Origin of the sequence: Streptomyces sp. C (assembly GCF_000158895.1) — a bacterium.
Lineage (GTDB): Bacteria > Actinomycetota > Actinomycetes > Streptomycetales > Streptomycetaceae > Streptomyces > Streptomyces racemochromogenes.
The window spans coordinates 6,007,906-6,034,724 of sequence record NZ_GG657750.1; the positions used below are offsets into that span (position 1 = coordinate 6,007,906).

Consider the following 26,819-nt stretch of genomic DNA (forward strand, 5'->3'; position numbering starts at 1 on the left):
TATATGGTGGGCTGTTGTGGGGTCGGATGGTGCTCTGCCGGAGTCTGCGGGTGAGAAAGACACCCGCAGACTCCGACAAGCCGCCAAAGGTGCTACAGGAAGGGCGATTCGCGACCCGAAGGCCTTCGTCCGCCCCTTTCGCGCCCCCATCCTGGCCCCAGACGGCCGTTCGACGCCGAGCCAAGAGGAGCGCGTAGCGATCTGTCGCGCCCCACCACTCCCTGGGCCGTCCCATTCCTCCTCTGGTGCGGGTATCAGCCCAAGGCGGCCGTCGGACGCCGAGATTCGAGAAGCGCGTAGCGATCTGTCGCGCCTGTCGGCTCCCTGGGCCGTCCTGTTCGCCTTCTCGTGCGGGTATCAGCCCAAGGCGGTCGCCGGACGCTGAGATTCGAGGAGCGCGTAGCGATCTCTTGCGCCTGTCGGCTCCCTGGCTGCTCTGTTCGCCTTCTCGTGCGGGTAGCCGCGCCCCCGGCCCGGAATCGCAGACGTGAGGGCCCGGATGCCCGGCGGGCCGGCCCCCGGCCCCTCGCCTGGTCCCTGAGACGCCCGTCCCTCCACCATGGACCGTGCCGTTTCTTTGGGGGTTTCCCGGCAGTCTTTCGGCTTTCCGGTTCGGGTCGGTCGGTCAAGGGTCGCCGAAGGCGATCGCGTAGCGACGCGACGAAGGAGCGCCCTTGAGGGACCGGCCCGAACCGGAAGGACGATGGGACTGACGGGAAGCCCCCACGCTTCTCTGAGACCGTCCGAGGGGGTACCGCCCCCCGCCCCCGCCGGGGTTGCCGGGGTTGCAGGTCCCCCTGCCCCGCCCCTGCCGCCCCCCCCCCCCCGGAGCCAAATGGCGGTGCCGTTTGGGGGCCTTTAAATCCGGCCGGGGCTTTTCCGTCGTTCCGCGGGGAGAGAGGTGCAGCTCAGGGGCCTGGGGTGGGGCTGCGCAGGGGGGAGGGGCGGGGGTTGACCCCGGGCGGGGGCGCTGACAGGCTCCGAGTCATGACCGCGAACGCGTACCCCGCCCCGCGGCTCCACACCTCCGGACCCTGTAGCGCGCCCGGCCGGTGTCCGGGCCGCTGTCCGGCCCTTCTCGGGGCCTGAGCCCCCGACCCGTCGGCCCCCGGCCGCTCCGTACCCCCGCCGCGTGATCGCCGCCGGGGCCCGGGGCGCAGCCCCGGCCGCTCCCGCGCCACCGCACCACCGCTCCGCCGAGCCCCGGCGTACCGCCGGGTCCGGGTTACTGCTGCGCCCATTTCTTCCGCTGCGGAAATAACCACCAGAGGAGTCCCCATGGCCACCGCCACCGCCACCACGACCGCCACCACCGTCACGAAGATCGGCGGCCGCATCGGCGCCGAGATCGGCGGCGTCCGCCTGGGCGGCGACCTCGCCGCCGAGACAGTCGCCGAGGTCCGGGCCGCCCTGCTCGCCCACAAGGTCGTCTTCTTCCGCGACCAGGACCACCTGGACGAAGCCTCCCACGAGGCCTTCGCCCGGCTGCTCGGGACGCCCGTCGCGCACCCCACCGTGCCCTCCGCCGACGGGCGGTACGCCCTCGGCATCGACTCCCACCACGGCGCCCGCGCCAACCAGTGGCACACCGACGTGACCTTCGTCCCGGCCTACCCCGCCTTCTCGATCCTGCGGGCCGTCACCATCCCCCCGTACGGCGGCGACACGCTCTGGGCCAACACCGCCACCGCCTACTCCCACCTGCCCGAGCCGCTGCGGGCGCTCGCCGACGGGCTGCGGGCCGTGCACTCCAACGAGTACGACTACGCCGCCCTGAAGCCGGACGCCCTCCCCGAGGCCCTCGCCCAGTACCGGGAGGTGTTCACCTCCACCACGTTCCTCACCGAGCACCCGCTGGTCCGCGTCCACCCCGAGACCGGCGAGCGGACCCTGCTCCTCGGCAACTTCGTGCAGCGGATCCAGGGACTGACGGGGCGGGACTCGCGGGTCCTGGTCGACCTCTTCCAGGCGCACGTCGAGAGCCCCGAGAACACCGTGCGGTGGCAGTGGCGGGCCGGTGACGTCGCGATCTGGGACAACCGCGCCACCCAGCACTACGGCGTCGACGACTCCGACGATCACGAGCGCACCCTGCGCCGGGTCACCGTCGACGGCGACGTCCCGGTCGGGCCCGACGGGGTGCCCTCCCGGCTGATCAGCCCCGAAGCCGTTCCGGAGCCGTCCTTCGGCATCGCGTCCGGAGCCTCGACCACCGCCTGACCGCTCCCCCCCCACGCCCGAGAACGGAGCACGCCGTGCCGCCCAAGTTGCTCGCCCTCACCGGCAGCCCCTCCGCCCACTCCCGCACCGAGGTCGTCGCCGGCCACGTGCTGCGGCGCCTGGCCCACGCCGGGTTCGAGACCGCGCACCTGTCCGTACGCACCCTCCCCGCCGCCGACCTGCTGTCCGCCCGGCGCGGGGAGCCGGAGATCCGCCGCGCCCTGGAGGCCGTCGCCGAAGCCGACGGCCTGGTCATCGCGACCCCGGTCTACAAGGCCTCGTACACCGGGCTCCTCAAGGCCTTCCTCGACCTGCTCCCGCAGGACGGCCTGGCCGGGAAGACCGTACTGCCGCTGGCCACCGGCGGCAGCCTCGCCCACGTCCTGACGATCGACTACGCCCTGCGCCCGGTCCTCGCGGCCCTCGGCGCCCGGCACGTCACCGCCGGGCGGTTCGTCCTGGACTCCTCCGTCGAGCGCGGAGCCGGCCCCGACCGGCTCCGCCCCGAGGCCGAGCTGGACCTCTTCCAGGCCGTCGACGAGTTCGCCGACGCCCTCCCCGCCCTCACCACCGTCCCGTAACCCCGAGGAACCGTCATGTCCGCAGCACCCACCACGGCCACCCGTTCCCGGCGCCAGTTCCTGACCCTGCTCGGCATCTCGGCGGCCGCGGTGAGCTGCGGCACGGCCACCGCCACCGGAGGCGGTTCCGGCAGCCCCGGCGGCCAGGTCACCACGCTCAAGTACCAGGGCAACGTGGGCGCCGTCACCCTTCCCGAACTGGCCGCCGACCTCGGCTACCTCGGGAACCTCAAACTGGAGTGGGTCGGCAACACCATCAGCGGCCCGCAGGACATCCAGTCCGCCGCCACCGGCCAGATCCACTTCGGCGGCGCCTTCAACGGCGCGATCGTCAAACTCGCCGCCAGCAAGGCACCGATCACCTCCGTCATCTCCTACTACGGCGTCGACCAGGACGCGTACAGCGGCTACTACGTCCTGGAGGACAGCCCGATCCGCTCGGCCCGCGACCTGCTCGGCAAGAAGGTCGGCATGAACACCCTGGGCGCGCACTCCCAGGCCCTCCTGGACATCTACCTGAGCCGCAACGGGATATCGAAGGCGGAATCCGCCAAGGTCGAGGCGCTCGTCGTGCCGCCCGTCAACACCGAGCAGGTGCTGCGGCAGAAGCAGATCGAGGTCGGCGTACTGGGCGGCGTACTGCGCGACAAGGCGCTCGCGGCCGGCGGGATCAGGCCGCTGTTCAGCGACTACGACCTGCTCGGCAAGTTCAGCGCCGGCTCGTACGTGATGACGAAGCAGTTCGTGAAGCAGAACCCGGACACCGTCCGCACCTTCGTCACCGGCATCGGCAAGGCCATCGAATGGTCGCGCACCACCCCGCGCGAGGAGGTCGTCGCCCGCCAGACCGAGATCGTCAAGAAGCGCGGCCGCAACGAGGACACGGCCACCCTCCAGTACTGGCGCTCCTACGGGGTCGCCGGGCAGTACGGGCGGATCGAGGACAAGGAGTTCCAGCTGTGGCTGGACTGGCTCGGCGAGCGGGGCGAGATCAAGGCCGGCCAGCTCAAGGCCGCTGACCTGTACACCAACGAGTTCAACGGCCAGGGGAAGGGCTGAACCGGCATGGCCAAGATCGTGTTCGAGTCCGTGACCAAGACGTTCCCGGTCAAGGGGGGCGGAAGGGGAGCCGAGTTCACCGCGCTCGACGGGATCGACCTGGAGATCGCGGCGGGGGAGTTCCTGGTCGTCGTCGGCCCCAGCGGCTGCGGCAAGTCCACCCTCCTGGACCTCCTCGGCGGCCTCACCCGGCCCACCTCCGGCCGGATCCTGCTCGACGGCGCGCCCGTCACCGGTCCGGGGCTGGACCGGGGCATCGTCTTCCAGCAGTACGCGCTCCTGCCCTGGCGCACCGCGCTCGGCAACGTCGAGTTCGGCCTGGAGGCCACCGGCGTCCCGCGCAGACAACGGGCGGCGAAGGCCCGGGAGTTCCTGGACCTGGTGGGACTCGGCGGATTCGAGGACCGGCATCCGCACGAGCTCTCCGGCGGTATGCGCCAGCGGGTCGCGATCGCCCGCTCGCTGGCGTACGACCCGGACGTGCTGCTGATGGACGAGCCCTTCGCCGCGCTGGACGCGCAGACCCGCGAGTCCCTCCAGGACGAGCTGCGGCGCATCTGGCAGCGGACCGGCAAGACCGTCGTCTTCATCACGCACGGCATCGAGGAGGCCGTGTACCTCGGGCAGCGGGTGGCGGTCATCACCTCCCGGCCGGGCCGGGTCAAGGAGGTCGTCCAGGTCTCGCTCGGCGACCGGCTCACCGGGGCGACCGGCGAGGACCTGCGCTCCAGCCCGGAGTTCGCCCGCTACCGCCACGAGATCTGGAGCCTGCTCCACGACGAGGTGGCCCGCGCCCAGCAACTGGAGAAGGAAGAGGCCGCCGCATGAGCACCGACACACCCACCGCCACCGCCGCTACCGCCACCGCCTCCCGCGCCGGGGCCGGAACGCTCGTCCCCGCCGCCCCCGCCCCCGCGGCCCCGGACGCCGTACGGGACGGGGCGCGCCCGGCGGTCCCCGCCACCGCCGCCGCCGCACCCACCCCCGCCCCTGCCGCACCCGCCGTCCGCCGGCCGGCCCGGGCGGTGCCCGTACTGCGCTGGCTGCGGGCCTCGCTGCTGCGGTCGGCGGCGATCCTCGCCCTGCTCGCGGTGTGGGAGGCCGCACCCCGGCTCGGCCTGGTCGACGCCACCTTCCTGCCCCCGGTCAGCGAGGTGGCCCGGGCCTGGTGGGAGCTGCTCGGCGACGGCCAGCTGGGCGAGCACGCCCGGGCCAGCCTCACCCGGTCCTTCGGCGGCTTCGCCATCGCCGTCGTGGTGGCGGTCCCGCTCGGGCTACTCATCGGCTGGTACCGGCCCGTCGCGGCCTTCCTCGGCCCGCTGCTGGAGCTGTTCCGCAACACGGCGGCCCTCGCGCTGCTCCCCGTCTTCGTCCTGCTCCTCGGCATCGGGGAGACCTCGAAGGTGTCGATCGTCGTCTACGCCTGCGTCTGGCCGATCCTGCTGAACACCATCAGCGCCGTCGGCAACGCGGACCCCACCCTGGTCCGGCTGGCCCGCTCGATGGACCTGTCGACGCCCAGGCTCTTCCAGAAGGTGATCCTGCCGGCCTCCGTCCCGGCCGTCTTCACGGGCATCCGGCTGGCCGGAGCGGTGTCGATCCTGGTCCTGGTGGCCGCCGAGATGATCGGCGCCAAGGCGGGGCTCGGCTACCTGATCAACGCCTCGCAGTTCAACTTCGCCATTCCGCAGATGTACGCGGGGATCGTCACGATCTCGGCCATCGGCGTGGCCTTCAACCAGGTCCTGGTGGCGGTCGAACGCCGCCTCAGCCTCTGGCGCGTCCCCGCCTGACCTCCCGCCCGGAGCCCCGCCCCCACCCGCCCGACCCAGGGAACAGACATGCCCGCACCCCGCACCCTCCACCTCAACGCCTTCCTGATGAACGCAGGCCACCACGACGCCGCCTGGCGGCACCCGGGCAGCAGCCCCGAGCGCGTCACCGACGTGCGCTACTTCCAGGAGCTGGCCCGCACCGCCGAACGCGGACGGCTGGACTCGATCTTCTTCGCGGACGGCGTGGCCCTGTGGGGCAAGGCCCGCTACAACGCCCTCGGCGGCTTCGAGCCGATCACCCTGCTCTCGGCCATCGCCGCCGTCACCGAGCACATCGGCCTGATCGCCACCGTCTCCACCACCTTCAACGAGCCCTACAACCTCGCCCGCAAGTTCGCCTCCCTCGACCACATCAGCGGCGGCCGCGCCGGCTGGAACATCGTCACCTCCGGCACCCTCGACGAGGCCCGCAACTTCAACCGGGAGGAGCACCTGGAGCACGGGCTGCGCTACGACCGGGCCCGCGAGTTCCTCGACGTCGCCACCAAGCTCTGGGACAGCTGGGAGGACGACGCGATCGTCCTCGACAAGGAGCGCGGCATCTACGCCGACACCGACAAGCTCCACCCTGCCGCGCACAAGGGCGAGTACTTCGGCGTGGCGGGCCCGCTCAACGTGCCGCGCTCCCCGCAGGGGTACCCGCTGCTCGTGCAGGCCGGCTCGTCCGAGTCCGGCAAGGAGTTCGCGGCCCAGTACGCCGAGGCCGTCTTCACCGCGCAGCAGACCCTCGCCGACGGCCAGACCTTCTACAAGGACCTCAAGTCCCGCCTCGCCCGCTACGGCCGCACCGAGGACGAGCTGCTGGTCCTGCCCGGCATCGCCCCCGTCATCGGTGCCACCGAGGCCGAGGCGAAGGCCCTGGAGCGGGAGCTCACCGAGCTCCAGGTCCCCGAGTACGGGCTCGCCCAGCTGTCGGGGATGCTGGGCACCGACCTCACCGGCGCCGACCTCGACGGCCCGCTGCCCGAGCTCCCCGAGGAGCGGGAGATCAACGGCAACAAGAGCCGCTTCACGCTCGTCGCCGAGATCGCCCGACGCGACGGGCTCACCCTGCGGGAGCTGATCGCGCGCCTCGGCGCCGGCCGCGGCCACCGCGTCTTCGCGGGCACCCCCGAACAGATCGCGGACCAGCTGGAGGAGTGGTTCACCCAGGGCGCGGCCGACGGCTTCAACATCATGGCGCCCGTGCTGCCCACCGGCCTCACCGACTTCGTCGACCAGGTCGTTCCGGTCCTCCAGGACCGGGGGCTGTTCCGCACCGAGTACGAGGGGCGCACCCTGCGCGAGAACTACGGCCTGCCGCGCCCCGTCAACCGCCACACCCGGTAGGCGGCGGAGGCACACCGCGCGGGCCCCGGAGCACGTGCCCCGGGGCCCGCGCCCGTGCGTCCGGGGCCGACCGCACGCGGCCCCGAACGCGCCCGGCCCGTGCCGGGGCCGTGCTCAGACCGTCAGGACGATCTTGCCGCGGGTGCGGCCCGCGGCGCTCAGCTCCCAGGCCTTCGCGGCCTCGGCGAGCGGCAGCGCGTGCTCGACGTTGACCGTGAGCCCGCCCGTGTCGGCGAGTTCCGCCAGGAACGTCAGGTCGGCGGTGTCCGGGCGCACCCACAGCTGGTGCGCGCCCTTGGCGGCGGCTTCGTAATCGGCGATGGAGACCACCCGGCTGCGCTCCTTGACGAGCGACTGGAGGATGTCCACTGCGCCTTCACCGAAGAAGTCCAGCCCGGCGTCGATGCCTTCGGGGGCGAGCTCGCGGATCCGGTCCGCGAGGCCGTCCCCGTACAGGACGGGTTCGGCACCCAGCGAGCGCAGGTAGTCGTGGTTGTGCGCGCCGGCCGTGCCGATGACGCGCAGACCGAGCGCGACGGCGATCTGCACGCCGAAGGAGCCGGTGCCGCCCGCGGCGGAGTGGATGACGACGGTCTCGCCGGCCCTGACGCCCACGCGGGTGAGGGACTGGTACGCGGTGAGGCCGGCCAGCGGGATGCCCGCGGCCTCCTCGAAGGTCAGGGCGCGCGGCTTGCGGGCCAGCGTCCGCACGGGGGCCGAGATGAGCTCGGCGTAGGTGCCGAGCTCGACCCACTCCTTGCGGACGTACCCGTACACCTCGTCGCCGACGGCGAAGTCGAAGGTGTCGGGGCCGACGGCCTCGACGACTCCGGCCACGTCCCAGCCGGGTATGACGGGGTAGCGGACTTCGAGGATCGGGTCGAGGTATCCGGCGGCGAGCTTCCAGTCCACCGGGTTGACCCCGGCGGCCTTGACCCGGATCAGGACCTCCCCCGGGCCGACCTTGGGCTCCGGTACCTCAACGAGCTCAAGTCGGGCGGGAGTTCCGTAACCGCTGTAGGTGATTGCCTTCATGTACGCCACAACGGAGCGGGTCGCGGCGGGAATTCCGGGTCGACACCCCGGTTCGAGCGATCCTCAAGCGGGGAGGGAGTTGCGGTGCGAGCGCCGCCGGGCCGCGCTGAGCAGCGCCTGGATCTGGGTGCCCGCCTGGTCGACGTCGTCGAGGACGGAGGGGAACGGCAGGCGCACGTCGCGGTGGCCGGTGCGCTCCTCCAGGCGCAGGGTGATCCCGTACCGGTCCATGGCGAGCGGCAGTGCGCGGACGACGGCGGCCGAGGGCAGCGGCCGTACCAGCCGCAGCAGCAGGGTCACCAGCTCGGGGTGGTCGTCGAGGAGGTGGGTGAGCATGCCGGCCTCGTAGGGGGCCAGCGGGTCGGGCCAGGCCTCGTCCAGCTCGTCCAGCCCGATGTACGAGGTTCCCCGCGCGGTCTCCAGGACCGCCCGGCCGTACTCCACGCAGGTGGTGGTCCCCGGGGCGGAGGCCTCGTCGGCCCAGGGGGTCAGCAGGTGGCCCAGGACGGTGACGCGGGCGCGCACCCGGTCGCGTACGGGTGTCGGGGCGATGTCGGTGAACTCCAGCCGGATGGCGGGCGGCCCGTCGTTCGGGAGCGGGGCCGGGTGTCCGGCGAGGGGCGCGGCGGGGTGCAGGTGCAGCCGGCCGAGCACGTCCCCGCCGTCCAGGTTGCGGACCTCGTGGCGCACGCCGTCGATGACGACGGTCATCGAGTGGGCGGCGGCCAGGACGGAGCGGACCAGTTCGGCCCCGGTGGGCCGGGCGGGGGGCGTGGCGGCGGGGGCACCGGGCAGGCGCATGCGGATCTCTCCCTCATCGGAGATTGACTTAGGTATGCCTAACCTAACCTATCCGTGAGTCGGGGAGTACCCCGCGCGCCAGCCGGCCGAGCGTCTCGGCGATCCGGGCGGGCGCGAAGCCCAGGGTGTGCCGCTGGAACTGGTAGACCTCCGGGGAGAGCGGGCTGAGCAGGGCGTCCACGCTGACGTCGGGATCGTCGGCGCCCGCCTCCACCAGCAGGGCCCGGACGTGCGCCCGCCAGTGCCGGTACGTACCGCCCGCGAACCGGGCCGGGCCCGGCCCGATGCCCAGCACCAGCGGCAGGTGCCGCTCCAGGTGCTCCAGGGCCGCCGCGTAGAAGGCGGCCAGCCGCTGCGCCGGCGGAGCGCCCGGGCCCAGCGGCGGCGGGCCGAACGCCAGCCGCCCGCGCAGGGCCCGCTCGTGCTCGTCGAGCAGCGCCGCGGCCACGGAAGCCGGATCGGGGAACCGGCGGTAGAGCGTGGCCCGGCCGACGCCGGCCGCCTTGGCTATGTGGTCCATCGTCACGCCGCGCGGATCCCGCTCGGTGAACAACTGCTCCGCGGCGGCGAGGATCTGCACGCGGTTGCGGATCGCGTCCTCGCGGCGCAGCGGCCGCACGGCCCCGCCGGTCCCCCCGGTGCCGTGAGGGGCGGGCCCCGAGCCCGCGGTGTCGCTCAACGTGCGGACCTCGTCGCCATTGGTCATGGCGGCGACCCTACGTGCTTCGTGTCGGTGTTGGGCTGAACGGGTGAAACACGAGAGGATGGGTGGATGCACATGAAGCGCACGGCCGAGGCGGCCCGGTGAGCAGGTACGACGTCACCGACGAGCAGTGGGAGGGACTCGCGCAGGTGGTGCCGCTGCGCAGTCGCAACGAATGGCCCTCCCGGGTGGACCACCGCACCATCCCCAAGGCCCCCGGAGCGGCCGCGGCGGAACAGCAGCGGCGCTTCGTGGTGATCCGGGTTCAGATCTTCGCCGACGCGCGGGAGGTGGCCGAGTACCTGATCGCGCAGATCCCCGTACTGCTGGACCTCACCGGCGCGGACAGCGAAGTGGCCAAGCGGATCCTCGACTTCAGCAGCGGTGTGGTCTTCGGCCTGGGCAGCGGCATGCACCGGGTCGACCGCAACGTCTTCCTGCTGGCCCCGGTCGGGACCGAGGTGGAGGGGATCGCGGCCGCGGCCGTCCCCCGATCGTAGGAAGGTCGCGGCGGCGGAACGGTTCGGCGGGCACCCCGGCACCCGGGCGGACCGTACCGTCCGGCCATGGACGCCACCCTGGACGCGGCGGGGCCCCGCCGCCCCGCCGCCGCCCCGACCGGTACGCCGCCGGCCCCAGCAGTCGCGGCTGACAGCCCGTTACGCGGACACCCCCGGGGCGAGCCCGCTCCCGCCGGTGCCGGCCCCGCCGATGCGGGGCCCGCCGATGCCTGCCCCACCGATGCCCGCCCCACCGATGCCGGCCCCGCCCCCGGTACGCCGCCGCGTGCCGACGGAGCCACCCCCTCCGGCGATGTGCCCGCCGACGCGGGACCGCCCCGGCCCGCCGTCACCGAGCTGCGGCTCTCCGCCTTCGGGCCGCACCGGGCGGCCGCCTTCCCGCTGGGCCCCGTGACCCTCTTCACCGGACCCAGCGGCAGCGGCAAGACCCAGGCCCTGGACGCCTACCGGGCACTGGCCGCCCTCGCCTCCGGGGCCACCCTGCGCGAGGCCTTCCCCGACCCCGGGTCCCGGGTGCCCGAGCGGGCCCTCCCCGACGGCGGCGGCCGGCGCGGCTTCCGCCTCGGCTGCACCGTCGACGGCCCCTGCGGCCCCGTCCGCCTCGACCTCGCGGTCCAGACCGAGCCCGTGCTGCGCATCGCCGGCGAACGACTCGCCCAGGACGGCCGGATCCTGCTCACCACCGCCCTGCGCGACCCGCGCCGGCACACCCTCGAGGCCGCCTGGTTCACCGGCGGCACCGTGGGCGTGACCCGCGCGCCGATGCCCGACGACCGCCTCGGCACAGGCCTGCTGCCGCTGCGCGTCGCCGGGTCCACGGCGGGCCAGCGCCGGGTGCTGGCCGCCGCCGAGCAGGTGGTGGTGGCCCTGCGCGCGGTGTTCGCCTGCGACCCGGACCCCGGCCGGATGCGGGCGCCCGTCCCGGCCGGCGAGGGCCGGCTGCGCACCGACTGCGGGAACCTGGCCGACGTGCTGCGCCGGACCCGCCACGAATGCGGCACCCGCCACGCGCTGCTGGGCCGGGGCGGCGCGGACCGGCTGCGCCGGGCCGGTGGCGGGGCTCGACGTACGGGCCGCCGCCGGAGGGGCCGGGCTCGTGGCCGCCGTGCTGGACCGCGGCCCGGGCCGCCCCGCCACCGGCCTGGACCGGCTCGGCGCGGGCGAACTGCGCTTCCTGGCCCTGGCCCTGGTCCTGCTCACCGGACCCGGGGTGCTGGAGGTGGACCCGGCCGCCGAGCTGCTCTCCGCCCGCCAGGCCCTCACCGTCCTCGCCGACGGCCTGGACCGGGGGCTGGACCGCCGGCAGGCCGCCGAACTGCTGCGGCTGGCCCAGCTGTCCGGCGCGCGCGGGCACATCAGACTGGTGGCGGCGGTCGGCGAGGACACCGCGGGAACCGGACGCGGGGTACCGGGCGTCTCAGTGGTAGACCTGTCCCCATGAACGACGCAGCACCCACGGGTGACGGGCCCCCGCCCCGGCGGGACGAACGCCTGTACCAACTCCAGCGACGGCTGGCCGCTTTCGCGGCCGCCCGGGACTGGGCCCCGTACCACACGCCCAAGAACCTGGCCGTGGCCCTGAGCGTGGAGGCCGCCGAACTGGTCGAGATCTTCCAGTGGCTGACTCCGGAACAGTCGGCGACGGTCATGGAAAAGCCCGAAAGCGCACACAGAGTGGCCGACGAGGTCGCCGACGTGATGGCGTACCTGCTGCAGTTCTGTGAGGTCGTCGGGGTTGATGTGCTGGATGCGCTGGCCGCGAAGATCGAGAGGAACGAGCACCGCTTCCCGGTAACCGGTACTTCGACACCAGATCGTCACTCTTCGGAGTGATGACGTCGTCCACAACCATGTTTGTGTCCACAGATTTCCGAATACCCCTGGCTTTACTGGCTCGTTGCCTTCACTCTGGGTAGTGGAGAACGGCGGGATGTCGTGCGGACGGGGGACGGCATATGGATGCGGTACGGCTCATCGCGGCCGGCCGGCACGCGCTGGCGCGGAGCGGGGAGGCATGGGACATCGTGGGCGAGGCCTGGCAGGCCCAGGCGCTCGCCCAGGGCATGGGGGGCTGGCTGGCGGTCGCCGGGCCACCGGAGCTGAGAGCGGAGGCACGGGGACTGGGGGAAGCAGGCGGCAGAGGGTGCGGGGTCATCGACCGCGCGGCCCTGCGGGGCGAGGGAAGACCGCCCGAACAGCCGCCCAGGGCGGCGCAGCTCACCGGGACGGCCGACATACGGCAGGCGCTGCTCGGGCTCCAGGAGCTGCTCGGCGAGGTCGGCATAGCCCTCGTCGGGGTGGCCTGCGCGACGGATGACGAAGGCCTGTACTGGCAGTGCATAGAGTCGATCGACGCGGCGGACGAGTCGAGCGACCGGGTACGGGGACTGCTGCGCCGGATGGCGTCCGTACGCGAGCGGGGCTCGGCGTCGGGCGTGAGCTGAGCCGGAGCGGGCCCGGGCGGGCGGATGTGCGGCCGGGCGGGTGCGCGGTGGGGGATCCCGCCGCGTGCGACGGGACCCCCGCGCGGTCAGAAGGACCGGTCGGAGTGGCGGTCGGAGCGGAGTTCGCCCTCGTACGCGCCGCCGCCGGGGGCCGTCGGCGCGGCCGGGAGGGTGCGGTCCCCGGCGTGCTGGAGGTCGGCGTCGAGCTGGGAGAGGTCGGCGTTCAGCGCCGCCATCAGCTCCTCCATCTGCTGGAGCAGGCCCTTCGGCGCACCGCCCTGGGCGGGTGCCGGGGACTCCTGGCGTGCGTGATCGTGTGCTGCCTGTCCGGTCTGTCCGGGATGCTCTGGCGCGGACTCGTGGGACATGGCGGCCTCCTCGGCCCTGGCCCTTCCGGTGCGGAAGGGGGCGGTGGACGCATCGGCGGGAGGCCGCCGGCGCGCGGGCCGGGCGGTCCGGCTCCGTCCGAGCCAACGATCCCCATCGGCGCTGGTCACTGGCGGGGCGGGGGGCGGCCCTTCCGGTTGACGAAGATTCACCATTCCTAGCGATGTTGGCCGCTGTCGGCCGGATCGCCGTCAACCGGGCCGGCCGGTTGTCTCCCCGAACGGTCTTGGGAAACGGAGAGCAGCGCGAGGCGGTCACTTTGGTCCCGGCAGGTCCTGGTGCCCTGGTGGGGCGTGCCCGTGGTCCTTGGCGGGCTCGCGGTCCCGCGCGCCCTCGGGTGGGGGACGGTCTGGCCGGCAGCTTTCCGCACGACGATCCTCTGGTCGTGTGCGGTCACACCTGGCCGACACCGTGCCCCGTGTCCGAGGGCGCGCCTGACCCGGGCTTCCTCGGCGGACACGCAGACGATCCCTGAACCGCGCACCTGCGGGAGCGGACACGGTGAACGGCTCGGCCGGCGCGCGCAGTGCACGCTTCGGCTTCCGCTTCCTCCCACCGCGTGCCATCGGCTCCCGCTCACCCGCACGAGGTAGCCGACGGCCGGCCACGGCCAACAAGCAAGTCAACCGCCGACCACCCGGCAGGGGTGGGACGGGCAGGATGGGGAGCATGGATCTTCGCATTTTCACCGAACCGCAGCAGGGTGCGAGTTACGAGACCCTCCTGACCGTCGCCAAGGCCACCGAGGACCTGGACTTCGACGCGTTCTTCCGGTCGGACCACTATCTGCGGATGGGCTCCGTCGACGGCCTGCCGGGTCCCACGGACGCCTGGATCACCCTCGCGGGTCTGGCCCGCGAGACGAAGCGGATCCGGCTGGGCACGCTGATGACGGCCGGCACCTTCCGGCTGCCCGGCGTCCTCGCGATCCAGGTGGCTCAGGTCGACCAGATGTCCGGGGGCCGGGTGGAGCTCGGCCTCGGCGCGGGCTGGTTCGAGGAGGAGCACAAGGCGTACGGGATCCCCTTCCCCGCTGAGCGGATGGCCCGGCTGGAGGAACAGCTGGCCATCGTCACCGGGATGTGGGCCACCGAGCCCGGCGCCACCTTCGACCACCGCGGAGTCCACTACCAGGTGGAGAACTCCCCGGCGCTCCCCAAGCCCGCCCAGGCCAAGGTGCCCATCCTCGTCGGCGGCCACGGCGCGCGGCGCACCCCGCGCCTCGCCGCCCGCTACGCGGACGAGTTCAACATGCCGTTCGCCTCGGTGGAGGACAGCCGGCGGCAGTTCGCCCGGGTCCGGGAGGCCGCCGCCCGGGCCGGCCGCAAGGCGGACGAACTCGTCTACTCCAACGCCCTGGTGGTGTGCGTCGGCAAGGACGACGCCGAGGTCGCCCGCCGGGCCGCCGCCATCGGCCGCGAGGTCGACGAGCTGAAGGCCAACGGCCTGGCCGGCTCCCCGGACGAGGTCGTCGAGAAGCTCGGCACCTACTCCGCCATCGGCTCCTCGCGCGTCTACCTCCAGCTCCTCGACCTCGGCGACCTGGACCACCTGGAGCTGATCTCCGCCCGCGTCCTGCCCCAGCTCGGCCGGTAGGACCGCCGCCGTGCCCCGTGCGACCGGCCCGCTCGCCGACACCCTGGCCCGCAGGGCCGTGCTCCTGGACGGCGGGCTCAGCAACCAGCTCGCCGACCAGGGCTGCGACCTGTCCGGGGGGATGTGGACGGGCCGGGTGCTCGCCGAGCGCCCCGGCGAGGTGCAGGCCGCCCACACGGCGTACGTCCGGGCCGGCGCCGAGGTGCTGATCACCGCGAGCTACCAGGTCGGCCACGAGCCGGACCTGCTGGAGCGGAGCGTGCGGGTGGCCGGCGCGGCCGCCCGGGCCGCCGCCCGGGAGGTCTGGGTGGCCGCCTCGGTGGGCCCGTACGGGGCGCTCCTGGCGGACGGCTCCGAGTACCGCGGCCGGTACGGGCTCACCGAGGCGGAGCTGGTCGCCTTCCACCGGCCCCGGATCGGGGCGCTGCTCGCGGCCGGCCCCGACCTCCTGGCGCTGGAGACCGTCCCGGACGTCCTGGAGGCGCGGGCCCTGCTGCGGGTGCTCGCCGGGACGGGCGCCCGCGCCTGGCTCACGTACACCGTCGCGGGCGGCCGCACCCGGGCCGGCCAGCCCCTCGCCGAGGCGTTCGCCCTGGCGGCCGCCGCCCCCGAGGTGATCGCGGTCGGCGTCAACTGCTGTGATCCCGCCGAGGTGCTGCCCGCCCTCGCGGCCGCCGCCTCCGTCACCGCCAAGCCGCTGGTGGCCTACCCCAACGACGGCTCCGTCTGGGACGCCGCCACCGGCAGCTGGAACGCCCCCGCCGCTCCCGCCCCCTGGCCCGTGGAGGCCTGGCGCGCGGCCGGCGCCCGGCTCGTCGGGGGTTGCTGCCGCATCGGCCCGGACCGCATCGCCGCACTGGGGCCGCGTCTGGCGTGATCCGGGGCGAAGGCAAGGGGCTGCGGCTGACTATCACTCGATCGGGTGAAGGCCCTTTCTGGGCGGCTCCTGCTGGGATAGGCAGGACAGATGAAGCGCACCAGCAGGACGGGCGCCGCCGCCAGGCGCCGCATCACCCGCTCCAGGGCGTGCGGGGAGAAGAAGCAGTTCGCGACCGAGGCCGCGGCGGAACACGCCGCGAGCGAGATGCACCGGATCCAGCCGTGGCAGCACGAGCGGATCGCCTACCTGTGCCCGTACAGCGGCACCGAGCCGCACTGGCACATCGGCCGCCCGCTGAACATCCCCAAGCAGCGCTGACCCGACCCCATGGGAGGCCCTCCCGGGCGGCGGCCGGAACACCTGCAGGGGCGGGCCGGCCGCCGCCCGGAAATCCGTTCGCACCGGCGGGGGTGCCCGGGTCATGCTGGAGCGCATGTTCCTGACGATCAGCACCACCGGCACGACGGAGAATCCGGCCACTGACCTGGGATTCCTGCTGCACAAGCATCCCGGCAGGGCGCAGGCCTTCTCCACCTCGCACGGCACCGCCCACGTGTTCTACCCGGAGGCCACGGCCGAACGGTGCACGGCGGCGCTGCTGCTCGAGGTGGACCCCGTCGCGCTCGTCCGGCGCGGTCAGGGCAAGGGGCGGGGCGGGGCGCCCGACGCCGCCCTCGCCCAGTACGTCAACGACCGCCCGTACGCGGCCTCCTCGCTGCTCGCCGTCGCGCTCAGCGGGGTCTTCCGGACCGCCCTCAAGGGCCAGTGCGCCCTGCGCCCCGAACTGCCGGGCCGGTCGCTGCCGCTGCGGATCGAGATCCCGGTGCTGCCCGCCCGGGGCGGCCCGGAGCTGGTGCGGCGCCTGTTCGGCCCGCTGGGCTGGGACCGGGTGGAGAGCACGCCGATCGCGCTGGACGAGCGGTTCCCGGAATGGGGCGACAGCCGTTACGTGCGGCTCGTGCTGGAGGGCGGGGCCAGGCTGGAGGACGCCCTGCGCCAGCTGTACGTGCTGCTGCCGGTGCTCGACGGCGCCAAGCACTACTGGGTCGCCCCCGACGAGGTCGACAAGCTGCTGCGGGCCGGGGACGGCTGGCTGGCCGGGCACCCCGAGCACGCGCTGATCACCGCCCGCTACCTGGCCCGCCGCAAGGAGCTCACCCGCGACGCCATGGAGCGCCTGGAACTGGCCCGGCTGGCCGAGGCGGACGGGAGCGAGGCCGAGGAACTCGACAACGCCGTGGACGCGGTCCCGGACGGCGCCGACGCGGCCCCCGAAGCCCCCGCCGCACCGGGGCGGGCCGTCCCGCTCGCCGTGCGCCGGCGGGACGCGATCCTGGGCGCACTGCGCGAGGCCGGAGCCCAGCGGGTGCTCGACCTCGGCTGCGGCGAGGGGCACCTCGTGCAGGCGCTGCTCAAGGACCCGGCGTACACGGAGGTCCTCGGCGTCGACGTGTCCGTGCGGGCGCTGACCATCGCCGCCCGCCGGCTGCGGCTGGAGCGGATGGGGGAGCGCCAGAGCTCCCGCGTCCGGCTGCTCCAGGGCTCGCTCGCCTACACCGACAAGCGGCTGGCCGGCTACGACGCGGCCGTGCTCAGCGAGGTCATCGAACACCTCGACCTGCCCCGGCTGCCCGCGCTGGAGTACGCCGTCTTCGCCGCGGCCCGCCCCCGCACGGTCCTCGTGACCACGCCGAACGTGGAGTACAACGTCCGCTGGGAGTCCCTGCCCGCCGGGCACGTCCGCCACCGCGACCACCGCTTCGAGTGGACCCGCGAGGAGTTCCGCGCCTGGGCCGCCCGCGTCGCCGGCCGGCACGGCTACACCGTGGCCCACGTACCCGTCGGCGACGAGGACCCCGAGGTCGGAGCCCCGACCCAGATGGCCGTCTTCACCACCGCCACCGAGACCGCCGCCACCGAGACCCCGAAGGAGGGCGAGGCAGCATGACCACCCCCACCACCGACCGCACGGCCGACCGCAAGGCCCACCGCGTGCTCCCCGTCACCGACCTGTCCCTCGTCGTCCTCGTCGGCGCCACCGGATCGGGCAAATCCACCTTCGCCCGCAAGCACTTCAAGCCCACCGAGATCCTCTCCTCCGACTACTGCCGGGGGCTGGTCGCCGACGACGAGAACGACCAGAGCGCCAGCAAGGACGCCTTCGAGGTCCTCCACTACATCGCCGGCAAGCGGCTCGCCGCCGGACGGCTCACCGTCGTGGACGCCACCAGCGTGCAGAAGGAGTCCCGCCGCGAGCTCGTCCGCCTGGCCCGCGAGCACGACGTCCTGCCCATCGCGATCGTCCTCGACATGCCCGAGTCGGTCTGCGCCGAGCGCAACGCCACCCGCCCCGACCGGGCCGGCCTGCCCCGCCGCGTCATCCAGCGGCACCGCTCCGAGCTGCGCCGCTCCCTGCGCGGCCTGGAACGCGAGGGCTTCCGCAAGGTGCACGTCCTGCGCACGGTGGAGGAGGCCGACTCCGCCGAAGTGGTGCTGGAGAAGCGCTTCAACGACCTCACCCACCTCACCGGCCCCTTCGACATCGTCGGCGACGTCCACGGCTGCTCCTCCGAGCTGGAGACCCTGCTCGCCAAGCTCGGCTACGAGGACGGCGTCCACCCCGCCGGCCGCACCGCCGTCTTCGTCGGCGACCTCGTCGACCGCGGGCCCGACAGCCCCGGCGTGCTGCGCCGGGTGATGGGCATGGTCAAGTCCGGCAACGCCCTGTGCGTGCCCGGGAACCACGAGAACAAGCTCGGCCGTTACCTCAAGGGGTCCAAGGTCCAGCAGACCCACGGCCTCGCCGAGACCGTCGAGCAGCTCTCCCGCGAGAGCGACGAGTTCGTCAAGGAGGTCAGGGAGTTCATCGCCGGCCTGGTCAGCCACTACGTCCTCGACGGCGGCAAGCTGGTCGTCTGCCACGCCGGGCTGCCCGAGAAGTACCACGGCCGCACCTCCGGCCGGGTCCGCTCGCACGCCCTGTACGGCGAGACCACCGGCGAGACCGACGAGTTCGGCCTGCCGGTGCGCTACCCGTGGGCCGAGGACTACCGCGGCAAGGCGGTCGTGGTCTACGGCCACACCCCGGTCCCGGACACCACCTGGATCAACAACACCATCTGCCTCGACACCGGCGCCGTCTTCGGCGGCCGGATGACCGCCCTGCGCTGGCCCGAGCGCGAACTGGTCGACGTACCGGCCGAGAAGGTCTGGTACGAGCCGGTCAAGCCGCTCGCCGCCGAGGTGCCGGGAGGCCACGAGGGGCGCCCGCTCGACCTGGCCGACGTCCACGGCCGCCGGGTCGTGGAGACCCGCCACCTGGGTAACGTCGGCGTCCGCGAGGAGAACGCGGCCGCCGCGCTGGAGGTCATGAGCCGCTTCGCGGTGGACCCCCGGCTGGTGCCCTACCTGCCGCCGACCATGGCGCCGACGGCCGCCTCGCAGGAGGAGGCCCGCGGCGGAGCCGCTGATGGGGGCTTCCTGGAGCACCCCGCCGAGGCCTTCGCCCAGTACCGGGCCGACGGCATCGGCCGGGTGGTGTGCGAGGAGAAGCACATGGGCTCCCGCGCCACCGTCCTGCTGTGCCGGGACGCGGACACGGCCCGCGAGCGGTTCGGCGTCGAGGACGGCCCCACCGGCTCCCTCTACACCCGCACCGGCCGCCCGTTCTTCCCGGACCCGGAGCTCACCGAGGAGTTCCTCGCCCGGCTGCGCACGGCGGTCGACCGCGCGGGCCTGTGGGAGGAACTCGGCACCGACTGGCTGCTGTTCGACGGGGAGCTGCTGCCCTGGTCCCTGAAGTCCACGGGCCTGCTCCGCAACCAGTACGCGGCCGTGGGCGCCGCCTCCCGGGCCGTCCTGCCCGAGGCCGTCGCCGCCCTGGAGGCGGCCGCGGCCCGGGGCGTGGACACCGGTGCGCTGCTGGAGCGCCAGCGCGGACGGGCCGCCGACGCCGCCGCGTTCACCGAGGCGTACCGGCGCTACTGCTGGAGCACCGACGGGCTGGACGGCGTACGTTTCGCGCCGTTCCAGCTGCTCGCCGCGGCCGGCCGGTCGCTGGCGGCCGTACCGCACGACGAGCAGCTCGCCTGGCTGGACCGCCTCGTGGACGCCGACGGGGGCAAGGACGCGCCGCTGCTGCGCCGCACCCGCCGGGTGTACGTGGACACCGGCGACGAGGAGTCCGTCCGCGCGGGCACCGAGTGGTGGCTGGAGCTGACCGCCGCCGGCGGGGAGGGCATGGTCGTCAAGCCGCTCCAGGCGTACGCCCGGGACGGCGGGGGCCGGCTGGTCCAGCCCGGGGTGAAGGTCCGCGGGCGCGAGTACCTGCGGATCATCTACGGGCCGGAGTACGCGCGTCCGGAGCAGCTTGAGCGGCTGCGCCACAGGTTCCTGGGGCACAAGCGCTCGCTCGCGCTGCGCGAGTACGCGCTCGGCCTGGAGGCGCTGGACCGGCTGGCGGCGGGGGAGCCTCTGTGGCGGGTCCACGAGCCGGTGTTCGCGGTGCTGGCCCTGGAATCGGAGCCGGTCGACCCGCGCCTGTGACCCCGCGCACGGGTCAGGGCGGGGCGTAAAGCGGGAGCCCCCGTACGGCCTCGAATTAGGTCGTATGGGGGAACTTTCCTGCGGAAGCCCGGGGAAAGGGGCGGCGGGATCGTTCATCCAGGGCAGCGGAGTGTCCGCGACCCAGGAAGGACGGAACGTCACCTATGAAGATGACCGCGCGCGGAAGCATTGCGGCGCTCATGACCTGTATGGCCGCGGCCGGCGCGGCCTCCCCGGCCGTGGCCGACTCGGTCCCGGTGGGTGTCCCGCTGGAGGCGGTGGAGACCACGCTGGGCGTGCCGGCCCCGCACCTGGCGACGGGGGTCCCGGTGCCGCTGGTGGGCGCCCCGGAGGCGCCCCGGTTCCACCAGGGCGACCTGCTGCCCACCCCACTGCTCCCGGTGGTCCCGATCGCCGCCGACCTCGGGGCCACCCGTGTCGCCTCGGCGGTGCCCAACCTGATGGGCGAGCCCGAGACGGACGGCGAGGGCTCCCTGGAGTCCCCGGCCACCACCCTGCTCACCCGCACTCCCGGTGCGGTCGTCGGCGCCCCGCTGACGATGCCGGACGCGAGCAACAACGGCGTCCCCAACCTCGCCGTCCCGAAGCTGGGCCTGGCCGCCCCGGACGTCATCGGCACCCCGACGGCACTTCTCGGCCTGCGCTGACCGGGGTCGGCCGAGGCGGGGTCGCAAAGCCGCCCGGTCTGGGAATGTGTACGGCATGGGATTCCATGTCGACTCCGAGACCGGGCGGCTGCGCCGCGTCATCCTCCACCGGCCCGACCTGGAGCTGAAGCGGCTCACACCAAGCAACAAGGACGCCCTGCTCTTCGACGACGTGCTGTGGGTGCGCCGGGCCCGCCAGGAGCACGACGGGTTCGCGGACGTCCTGCGCGACCGCGGTGTCGCCGTGCACCTCTTCGGCGACCTGCTCCGCGAGGCGCTCGACGTCCCCGAGGCGCGGCACCTCGTACTGGACCGGGTCTTCGACGAGAAGGAGTACGGCCCGCTCGCCACCGACCACCTGCGCGCGGTCTTCGACGGGCTGCCCTCCGCCGCCCTCGCGGAGGCCCTGGTCGGCGGGATGACCAAGAGGGAGTACCTGGAACGGCACGCCGAACCGGTGTCGGTGCGCTTCCACGCCCTCGACATGGACGGCTTCCTGCTGGGGCCGCTGCCCAACCACCTCTTCACCCGTGACACCTCCGCCTGGATCTACGACGGGGTGTCCATCAACGCCATGCGCTGGCCCGCCCGCCAGCGCGAGACCGTGCACTTCGAGGCGATCTACCGGCACCACCCGCTGTTCACCGGTTCCGGCGCCTTCCACTACTGGTCGCAGGGCCAGGCCGACTACCCCTCGACCATCGAGGGCGGGGACGTCCTGGTCATCGGCAACGGCGCGGTGCTGATCGGGATGAGCGAGCGGACCACCCCGCAGGCGGTGGAGATGCTCGCCCGGGGCCTGTTCGCGGCCGGCTCGGCCTCCGTCATCGTGGCCCTGGACATGCCCAAGCGGCGGGCGTTCATGCACCTGGACACGGTGATGACGATGGTCGACGCAGATACGTTCACTCAGTACGCCGGGCTCGGCATGCTGCGCTCCTACACGATCCGGCCGGGCGAGGGGGCGGGCGAGCTGCGGGTCAGCGACCACCCGCCGGAGCACATGCACCGGGCCATCGCGGCAGCGCTCGGCCTGGACAAGGTCCGGGTGCTCACCGCCACGCAGGACGTGCACTCGGCGGAGCGCGAGCAGTGGGACGACGGGTGCAACGTGCTCGCCGTGGAGCCGGGGGTGGTCGTCGCCTACGAGCGCAACGTCACCACCAACACCCACCTGCGCAAGGAGGGCATCGAGGTGATCGAGATCCCCGGCAGCGAGCTGGGGCGCGGCCGGGGCGGCCCGCGCTGCATGAGCTGCCCGGTGGAGCGGGACGCGGTGTGACGGCCGGCGTGTGACGTGTGACGTGATCCACTGTTCCGTATATCAATGCAGAGGATCGTATAGACTTCCAGCATCCCCTGTCAGCGCCACTCTGGAGCGTCCCCATGGCCACCGACCTCTTCGGCCGCAGTTTCCTCAAGGAGCTCGACTTCACCGCCGCCGAGTTCCGCGGCCTCGTCGAGCTCGCGGCCGAACTCAAGGCGGCCAAGAAGGCCGGGACCGAGCGGCGCCGGCTCCAGGGGAAGAACCTCGCGCTGATCTTCGAGAAGACCTCCACGCGCACCCGCTGCGCCTTCGAGGTCGCCGCCGCCGACCAGGGCGCCCACACCGTCTACCTCGACCCCTCCGGCTCCCAGATCGGCCACAAGGAGTCCGTCCGGGACACGGCACGGGTGCTCGGCCGGATGTTCGACGGCATCGAGTACCGGGGTGACAGCCAGGAGGCCGTGGAGGAGCTGGCCGCCCACTCCGGCGTGCCCGTCTTCAACGGCCTCACCGACGACTGGCACCCCACCCAGATGCTGGCCGACGTCCTCACCATGACCGAGCACAGCACCAAGCCGCTGGACCGGATCTCCTTCGCCTACCTGGGCGACGCCCGCTTCAACATGGGCAACTCGTACCTGGTGACCGGCGCCCTGCTGGGCATGGACGTGCGCATCGTCGCGCCGAAGGCCTACTGGCCGGCCGACGACGTCGTGGCGCGGGCCCGCGAGCTCGCCGCCGCCGCCGGGGCCCGGATCACCCTGACCGAGGAGGTCGCGGAGGGCGTGGCGCAGGCCGACTTCGTGGCCACGGACGTCTGGGTCTCGATGGGCGAGCCCAAGGAGGTCTGGGACGAGCGGATCGCGGCCCTGGTCCCGTACGCCGTCACCATGGACGTGCTGCGCGCGACCGGGAACCCGGACGTGAAGTTCCTGCACTGCCTGCCCGCCTACCACGACCTGGGCACCAAGGTGGCCCGGGAGGTCCACGAGCGGCACGGCCTGGACTCGCTGGAGGTGACGGACGAGGTGTTCGAGTCCGCGCACTCCGTCGTCTTCGACGAGGCCGAGAACCGGCTGCACACCATCAAGGCCGTCCTCGTCGCGACGCTCGCCGACCCCGCCGCGTAGTCGGCCGCATACTCATGCGGGCTGCGGGCTGCGGCCCCGGGGTGACGGAGGCTCAGGCGGTCGCCGTCGCCCGGCTCGGCAGGGTGAACCAGACGGCCTTGCCGCGCGCGGTGGGCCGGTGGCCGCAGGCCGAGCTGAGGGCCCGGATCAGCAGCAGCCCGCGGCCGCCCTCCTGCCACGGGTCGGGCTGCGGCCCGGGGCGGCCGGCGGTGAGGTCGCCCGGCGGCCCGGGATCGCCGTCGTGCACCTCCACCTGGCAGCCGCCCGCCCCCACTTCCACGACCAGCTCGATCGGGTCCCCCTCGGCCGTGTGCTCGACGGCGTTGGCCACCAGCTCCGCGGTCAGCAGCTCCGCCGTGTCGCTGTCGGGCCACCGGTCGAGGTCGGTGAGTGCGGTGAGTGCGGTGCGGATCAGGGCGCGGGCCATCGGTACGGCGGCGGTCGTGTGCGGGAGGGCGATCCGCCAGGCGGAGGTGTCGTCCACGGCGGGTCGTCCTTCCATGAGGGGGCAGGGGGGGAAGTCCTGGATTCAACGATACGGACCGGGCCGGAGCCTCCGTAGGGCACCCCGGCGCAACGCCGGGGGACCAGGGGCGGGGGCGGACCGGGGACCTTCGGCCCGTGCGCCGCGCCGCGCCGTACCGCGCCGTACCGCCGCAGGGGTGAGCACTTGTCGCGTTTCTCTGACGACGGTCACGATTCGGTGATAGCTTCGACGGTGTGAGCCCCTTCACCGGTTCCACACCAGAGACCGAACGGTGGCGCCACCTGCGGGTGAGCCGGCAGGACGGCGTCGCCACCGTCACCCTCGACCGCCCCGAGAAGCTGAACGCGCTCACCTTCGGCGCCTACGCCGACCTGCGCGATCTGCTCGCCGAACTGTCCCGCACCCGCTCCGTGCGCGCCCTCGTCCTCGCCGGCGAGGGCCGGGGCTTCTGCTCCGGCGGGGACGTGGACGAGATCATCGGCGCCACGCTCGCCATGGACACCGCCCAGCTCCTCGACTTCAACCGGATGACCGGCCAGGTCGTCCGCGCCATCCGCGAATGCCCCTTCCCGGTGATCGCCGCCGTGCACGGGGTGGCCGCCGGAGCCGGGGCCGTCCTCGCCCTCGCCGCCGACTTCCGGATCGCCGACCCCTCCGCCCGCTTCGCCTTCCTCTTCACCCGCGTCGGCCTCTCCGGCGGCGACATGGGCGCCGCCTACCTGCTGCCCCGCGTCGTCGGCCTCGGCCACGCCACCCGGCTGCTGATGCTCGGAGAGCCCGTACGCGCCGCCGAGGCCGAACGGATCGGCCTGCTCAGCGAACTCGTCGACGAGGGCAAGGCCGACGCCCGCGCCGCCGAACTCGCCGCCCGCCTCGCCGCCGGCCCCGCCCTCGCCCACGCCCAGACCAAGGCCCTGCTCACCGCCGAACTCGACATGCCCCTGGCCGCCTCGGTGGAACTCGACGCCAACACCCAGGCCCTGCTGATGAACGGCCGGGACTACGCCGAGTTCCACGCCGCCTTCACCGCGAAACGGCCCCCGGAGTGGAAGGGCAGGTAGCCGCATGTCCGAGAGCACCCTGAGCGTCGCCGTCGTCGGCGGCGGACCCGGCGGGCTCTACACCGCCGCACTGCTGGCCCGCCAGGGGCACACGGTGGAGCTCTGGGAACGGGGCGCCCCCGACGACACCTTCGGCTTCGGCGTGGTGCTCTCCGACGAGACCCTCGGCGGCATCGAACGCGCCGACACCGTCGTCCACGCCGCCCTCGCCGCCGAGTTCGTCCGCTGGGACGACGTGGACGTCGTCCACCGCGGCCGGCTGCTGACCTCCGGCGGCCACGGCTTCGCCGCCCTCGGCCGCCGCCGGCTCCTGGAGGTCCTCCACGAACGCTGCGCCGGCCTCGGCGTACGCCTGCGCTTCCGCGCCGAAGCCCCCGACGCCTTCGCCCTCGCCGATGCCCACGACCTGGTGGTCGCCGCCGACGGGGTGCACAGCACCACCCGCGCGCGCGGCGCCGCGCACTTCCGGCCCACCGAGACCCCCGGACGCTGCCGGTACGTCTGGCTCGCCGCCGACTTCGCCTTCGACGCCTTCCGCTTCGAGATCGCCGAGACCGAACACGGGGTCATGCAGCTGCACGGCTACCCGTACGCCCCCGACTCCTCCACCGTCATCGTCGAGATGCGGGAAGAGGTGTGGCGGGCGGCCGGCCTCGACCTGTGCGACGAGGCCGAATCGGCCTCCCGCTGCGCCAAGACCTTCGCCGAGGCCCTGCACGGCCGCCCGCTGCGCGGCAACCGCTCGGCGTGGACCCGCTTCCGCACCGTCGTCAACGCACACTGGTCGCACGGCAACGTCGTGCTGCTCGGCGACGCCGCGCACACCGCTCACTTCTCCATCGGCTCCGGCACCAAACTCGCCGTCGAGGACGCACTCGCCCTCGCCGAGGCCCTCGACCGCCGGCCCGACGTCCCCTCCGCCCTCGCCGCCTACGAGGAGGAGCGGCGCCCGGCCGTGGCCAGCACCCAGCGCGCCGCCGCCGCCAGCATGCGCTGGTTCGAGGACCTCGCCGGATACGTGGACCAGCCCGCCCGGCAGTTCGCCTTCAACCTGCTCACCCGCAGCCGCCGCGTCACCCACGACAACCTGCGGCTGCGCGACGAACGGTTCACCCGGGCGGTGGAACGCGACTTCGGCTGCCCCGAGAACGCCGACGGCACGGGAACCCCGCCCATGTTCACCCCGTTCACCCTGCGGGGCCTCACCCTGCGCAACCGCGTCGTGGTCTCGCCGATGGACATGTACTCGGCCGAGGAGGGCGTCCCCGGCGACTTCCACCTCGTGCACCTGGGCGGACGGGCCCTCGGCGGAGCCGGGCTGGTCATGACCGAGATGGTGTGCGTCAGCGCCGAAGGCCGCATCACCCCGGGCTGCGCCGGCCTGTGGACCACGGAGCAGGCGGCCGCCTGGAAGCGGATCGCCGACTTCGTCCACACCTCCGCGCCCGGTACCGCCCTCGGCGTCCAGCTCGGCCATTCCGGCCGCAAGGGCTCCACCCGGCTGATGTGGGAGGGCATGGACGAACCGCTCCCGGACGGCAACTGGCCCCTGGTCGCCGCCTCCGCACTGCCCTACAGGGCCGGGGTGTCCGCCGTCCCGCGCGCCCTGGAGGCGGCCGACCTCGCCGCGATCCGCTCCGACTTCGCGGCCGCCGCCGTACGGGCCGCGGACTGCGGCTTCGACCTGCTGGAACTGCACTGCGCGCACGGCTACCTGCTGTCCGGGTTCCTCTCCCCGCTCACCAACCACCGCGACGACGCCTACGGCGGCCCCCTGGAGAACCGGCTCCGCTTCCCCCTGGAGGTCTTCGACGCCGTCCGCGAGGTCTGGCCCGAGGACCGGCCGATGACGGTCCGCCTCTCCGCCACCGACTGGGCGCCCGGCGGCACCACGCCCGAGGAGGCCGAACGGATCGCGGCCGCCTTCGCCGCCCACGGCGCCGACGCCGTCGACGTCTCCACCGGACAGGTCGTCGCCGAGGAGGCCCCGGAGTACGGGCGCTCCTACCAGACCCCCTACGCCGACCGGATCCGCAACGCCCTCGGCGTCCCCGTCATCGCCGTCGGCGCGATCTCCTCCTGGGACGACGTCAACTCCCTGCTGCTGGCCGGCCGCGCCGACCTCTGCGCGCTCGGCCGCCCGCACCTGTACGACCCGCACTGGACGCTGCACGCGGCCGCCGAGCAGGGCTACGCGGGCCCCGGCGCCCCCTGGCCCGCCCCCTACCGCGCCGGCAGCCGCAAGCCCCCGACCGGCAAGGGGTAGCTCA

Annotated in this window: 24 protein-coding genes and 1 pseudogene; 20 read left to right on the forward strand and 5 right to left on the reverse strand. The window is 73.6% G+C overall.

All coding sequences use genetic code 11. The features are described from left to right. Positions 1-1,278: 1,278 nt before the first annotated feature. The 6 genes from SSNG_RS27085 to SSNG_RS27110 are packed head-to-tail and all read left to right on the forward strand — an operon-like array spanning position 1,279 to position 7,024. A complete protein-coding gene (locus SSNG_RS27085) occupies positions 1,279-2,220 on the forward strand; it encodes a TauD/TfdA family dioxygenase (RefSeq protein WP_007267118.1) in 942 nt (313 codons plus the stop codon). Positions 2,221-2,255: 35 nt separating this feature from the next. Then, on the forward strand, positions 2,256-2,801 hold the full coding sequence (gene ssuE / locus SSNG_RS27090) for an NADPH-dependent FMN reductase (protein WP_007267119.1): 546 nt from the start codon (positions 2,256-2,258) through the stop codon (positions 2,799-2,801). 15 nt (positions 2,802-2,816) lie between these two features. Beyond that, entirely contained in the window at positions 2,817-3,860 is a 1,044-nt protein-coding gene (locus SSNG_RS27095) for an ABC transporter substrate-binding protein (RefSeq protein ID WP_007267120.1), read from the forward strand. Between the two features lie 6 nt (positions 3,861-3,866). Next, complete coding sequence (locus tag SSNG_RS27100; RefSeq protein WP_007267121.1) at positions 3,867-4,688, forward strand: ABC transporter ATP-binding protein; 822 nt, start codon at positions 3,867-3,869, stop codon at positions 4,686-4,688. Continuing rightward, positions 4,685-5,653, forward strand: coding sequence for an ABC transporter permease (locus SSNG_RS27105; RefSeq protein WP_007267122.1), 969 nt, complete (start codon positions 4,685-4,687; stop codon positions 5,651-5,653). The genes SSNG_RS27100 and SSNG_RS27105 overlap by 4 nt, the downstream gene beginning before the upstream one ends. Before the next feature lie 48 nt (positions 5,654-5,701). Further along, complete coding sequence (locus tag SSNG_RS27110; RefSeq protein ID WP_007267123.1) at positions 5,702-7,024, forward strand: LLM class flavin-dependent oxidoreductase; 1,323 nt, start codon at positions 5,702-5,704, stop codon at positions 7,022-7,024. 114 nt (positions 7,025-7,138) lie between these two features. On the opposite strand, the gene SSNG_RS27115 is transcribed toward SSNG_RS27110, so the two are convergent. The 3 genes from SSNG_RS27115 to SSNG_RS27125 form a co-directional block, all read right to left on the reverse strand. Next, the gene (locus SSNG_RS27115; protein ID WP_007267124.1) at positions 7,139-8,059 is read right to left on the reverse strand and encodes an NADP-dependent oxidoreductase; all 921 of its coding nucleotides are present in this window, start codon (positions 8,057-8,059) and stop codon (positions 7,139-7,141) included. Positions 8,060-8,122: 63 nt separating this feature from the next. Further along, positions 8,123-8,860, reverse strand: a complete 738-nt coding sequence (locus SSNG_RS27120) for a DUF2470 domain-containing protein (RefSeq protein ID WP_042802017.1) — start codon at positions 8,858-8,860, stop codon at positions 8,123-8,125. Between the two features lie 43 nt (positions 8,861-8,903). Continuing rightward, positions 8,904-9,566: a TetR/AcrR family transcriptional regulator gene (locus SSNG_RS27125; protein ID WP_128637168.1), complete on the reverse strand. Its 663-nt coding sequence runs from the start codon at positions 9,564-9,566 to the stop codon at positions 8,904-8,906. Positions 9,567-9,664: 98 nt separating this feature from the next. On the opposite strand from SSNG_RS27125, the gene SSNG_RS27130 reads away from it, so the two are divergent. The 4 genes and pseudogenes from SSNG_RS27130 to SSNG_RS27145 all read left to right on the forward strand — a co-directional run bounded on the left by SSNG_RS27130 (position 9,665) and on the right by SSNG_RS27145 (position 12,528). Then, positions 9,665-10,063: a cell division protein SepF gene (locus tag SSNG_RS27130; RefSeq protein WP_007267127.1), complete on the forward strand. Its 399-nt coding sequence runs from the start codon at positions 9,665-9,667 to the stop codon at positions 10,061-10,063. Positions 10,064-10,289: 226 nt separating this feature from the next. Beyond that, positions 10,290-11,525 (forward strand): annotated as a pseudogene (locus SSNG_RS27135) (ATP-binding protein). Continuing rightward, complete coding sequence (locus SSNG_RS27140) at positions 11,522-11,917, forward strand: nucleotide pyrophosphohydrolase (RefSeq protein ID WP_128637170.1); 396 nt, start codon at positions 11,522-11,524, stop codon at positions 11,915-11,917. Before SSNG_RS27135 ends, SSNG_RS27140 begins: the two are co-directional and overlap by 4 nt. A 122-nt stretch (positions 11,918-12,039) precedes the next feature. Continuing rightward, positions 12,040-12,528 carry a DUF6099 family protein gene (locus SSNG_RS27145; RefSeq protein WP_007267130.1) on the forward strand — a complete coding sequence of 163 codons (489 nt, stop codon included), beginning with the start codon at positions 12,040-12,042 and terminating at the stop codon, positions 12,526-12,528. 86 nt (positions 12,529-12,614) lie between these two features. On the opposite strand, the gene SSNG_RS27150 is transcribed toward SSNG_RS27145, so the two are convergent. Continuing rightward, a complete protein-coding gene (locus SSNG_RS27150) occupies positions 12,615-12,896 on the reverse strand; it encodes a hypothetical protein (RefSeq protein WP_007267131.1) in 282 nt (93 codons plus the stop codon). 688 nt (positions 12,897-13,584) lie between these two features. Here SSNG_RS27150 and SSNG_RS27155 point away from each other — a divergent pair. The 8 genes from SSNG_RS27155 (at position 13,585) to argF (ending at position 23,001) form a co-directional block, all read left to right on the forward strand. Further along, a complete protein-coding gene (locus tag SSNG_RS27155) occupies positions 13,585-14,511 on the forward strand; it encodes an LLM class F420-dependent oxidoreductase (protein WP_007267132.1) in 927 nt (308 codons plus the stop codon). A 10-nt stretch (positions 14,512-14,521) separates the two neighbouring features. Continuing rightward, positions 14,522-15,388 (forward strand): homocysteine S-methyltransferase, encoded by an 867-nt coding sequence (gene mmuM, locus SSNG_RS27160; RefSeq protein WP_007267133.1) that lies wholly within the window; start codon positions 14,522-14,524, stop codon positions 15,386-15,388. Positions 15,389-15,478: 90 nt separating this feature from the next. Then, positions 15,479-15,709, forward strand: a complete 231-nt coding sequence (locus tag SSNG_RS27165; RefSeq protein WP_007267134.1) for a hypothetical protein — start codon at positions 15,479-15,481, stop codon at positions 15,707-15,709. Between the two features lie 115 nt (positions 15,710-15,824). Beyond that, on the forward strand, positions 15,825-17,339 hold the full coding sequence (locus SSNG_RS27170; RefSeq protein ID WP_007267135.1) for a 3' terminal RNA ribose 2'-O-methyltransferase Hen1: 1,515 nt from the start codon (positions 15,825-15,827) through the stop codon (positions 17,337-17,339). Next, positions 17,336-19,936: a polynucleotide kinase-phosphatase gene (locus SSNG_RS27175; RefSeq protein ID WP_007267136.1), complete on the forward strand. Its 2,601-nt coding sequence runs from the start codon at positions 17,336-17,338 to the stop codon at positions 19,934-19,936. Before SSNG_RS27170 ends, SSNG_RS27175 begins: the two co-directional genes overlap by 4 nt. A 164-nt stretch (positions 19,937-20,100) precedes the next feature. Further along, complete coding sequence (locus SSNG_RS27180) at positions 20,101-20,604, forward strand: hypothetical protein (RefSeq protein ID WP_007267137.1); 504 nt, start codon at positions 20,101-20,103, stop codon at positions 20,602-20,604. A gap of 55 nt (positions 20,605-20,659) precedes the next feature. Then, positions 20,660-21,886 (forward strand): arginine deiminase, encoded by a 1,227-nt coding sequence (locus SSNG_RS27185; protein WP_042802019.1) that lies wholly within the window; start codon positions 20,660-20,662, stop codon positions 21,884-21,886. A 104-nt stretch (positions 21,887-21,990) separates the two neighbouring features. Beyond that, a complete protein-coding gene (argF, locus tag SSNG_RS27190) occupies positions 21,991-23,001 on the forward strand; it encodes an ornithine carbamoyltransferase (RefSeq protein WP_007267139.1) in 1,011 nt (336 codons plus the stop codon). Between the two features lie 52 nt (positions 23,002-23,053). Here the strand turns inward: argF and SSNG_RS27195 are convergent, their stop codons facing one another. Next, a complete protein-coding gene (locus SSNG_RS27195) occupies positions 23,054-23,503 on the reverse strand; it encodes an ATP-binding protein (protein ID WP_007267140.1) in 450 nt (149 codons plus the stop codon). A 218-nt stretch (positions 23,504-23,721) separates the two neighbouring features. Here SSNG_RS27195 and SSNG_RS27200 point away from each other — a divergent pair, with 218 nt between their 5' ends. Together SSNG_RS27200 and SSNG_RS27205 are read left to right on the forward strand one after the other, a co-directional pair. Then, a complete protein-coding gene (locus tag SSNG_RS27200) occupies positions 23,722-24,549 on the forward strand; it encodes an enoyl-CoA hydratase family protein (protein ID WP_007267141.1) in 828 nt (275 codons plus the stop codon). 4 nt (positions 24,550-24,553) lie between these two features. Beyond that, positions 24,554-26,815, forward strand: a complete 2,262-nt coding sequence (locus SSNG_RS27205; RefSeq protein WP_007267142.1) for a bifunctional salicylyl-CoA 5-hydroxylase/oxidoreductase — start codon at positions 24,554-24,556, stop codon at positions 26,813-26,815. The last annotated feature ends 4 nt before the right edge of the window (positions 26,816-26,819 follow it).

Coding starts and splice junctions, on each gene's coding strand:
- SSNG_RS27110 (WP_007267123.1), top strand. CDS start 5,702: ATGCCCGCACCCCGCACCCTCCACCTCAACGCCTTCCTGATGAACGCA.
- SSNG_RS27150 (WP_007267131.1), bottom strand. CDS start 12,896: ATGTCCCACGAGTCCGCGCCAGAGCATCCCGGACAGACCGGACAGGCA.
- SSNG_RS27140 (WP_128637170.1), top strand. CDS start 11,522: ATGAACGACGCAGCACCCACGGGTGACGGGCCCCCGCCCCGGCGGGAC.
- SSNG_RS27195 (WP_007267140.1), bottom strand. CDS start 23,503: ATGGAAGGACGACCCGCCGTGGACGACACCTCCGCCTGGCGGATCGCC.
- SSNG_RS27115 (WP_007267124.1), bottom strand. CDS start 8,059: ATGAAGGCAATCACCTACAGCGGTTACGGAACTCCCGCCCGACTTGAG.
- SSNG_RS27100 (WP_007267121.1), top strand. CDS start 3,867: ATGGCCAAGATCGTGTTCGAGTCCGTGACCAAGACGTTCCCGGTCAAG.
- SSNG_RS27145 (WP_007267130.1), top strand. CDS start 12,040: ATGGATGCGGTACGGCTCATCGCGGCCGGCCGGCACGCGCTGGCGCGG.
- SSNG_RS27205 (WP_007267142.1), top strand. CDS start 24,554: ATGTCCGAGAGCACCCTGAGCGTCGCCGTCGTCGGCGGCGGACCCGGC.
- SSNG_RS27105 (WP_007267122.1), top strand. CDS start 4,685: ATGAGCACCGACACACCCACCGCCACCGCCGCTACCGCCACCGCCTCC.
- SSNG_RS27095 (WP_007267120.1), top strand. CDS start 2,817: ATGTCCGCAGCACCCACCACGGCCACCCGTTCCCGGCGCCAGTTCCTG.
- SSNG_RS27185 (WP_042802019.1), top strand. CDS start 20,660: ATGGGATTCCATGTCGACTCCGAGACCGGGCGGCTGCGCCGCGTCATC.
- SSNG_RS27180 (WP_007267137.1), top strand. CDS start 20,101: ATGAAGATGACCGCGCGCGGAAGCATTGCGGCGCTCATGACCTGTATG.
- SSNG_RS27155 (WP_007267132.1), top strand. CDS start 13,585: ATGGATCTTCGCATTTTCACCGAACCGCAGCAGGGTGCGAGTTACGAG.
- SSNG_RS27120 (WP_042802017.1), bottom strand. CDS start 8,860: ATGCGCCTGCCCGGTGCCCCCGCCGCCACGCCCCCCGCCCGGCCCACC.
- SSNG_RS27085 (WP_007267118.1), top strand. CDS start 1,279: ATGGCCACCGCCACCGCCACCACGACCGCCACCACCGTCACGAAGATC.
- SSNG_RS27125 (WP_128637168.1), bottom strand. CDS start 9,566: ATGACCAATGGCGACGAGGTCCGCACGTTGAGCGACACCGCGGGCTCG.
- argF (WP_007267139.1), top strand. CDS start 21,991: ATGGCCACCGACCTCTTCGGCCGCAGTTTCCTCAAGGAGCTCGACTTC.
- SSNG_RS27175 (WP_007267136.1), top strand. CDS start 17,336: ATGACCACCCCCACCACCGACCGCACGGCCGACCGCAAGGCCCACCGC.
- SSNG_RS27170 (WP_007267135.1), top strand. CDS start 15,825: ATGTTCCTGACGATCAGCACCACCGGCACGACGGAGAATCCGGCCACT.
- SSNG_RS27165 (WP_007267134.1), top strand. CDS start 15,479: ATGAAGCGCACCAGCAGGACGGGCGCCGCCGCCAGGCGCCGCATCACC.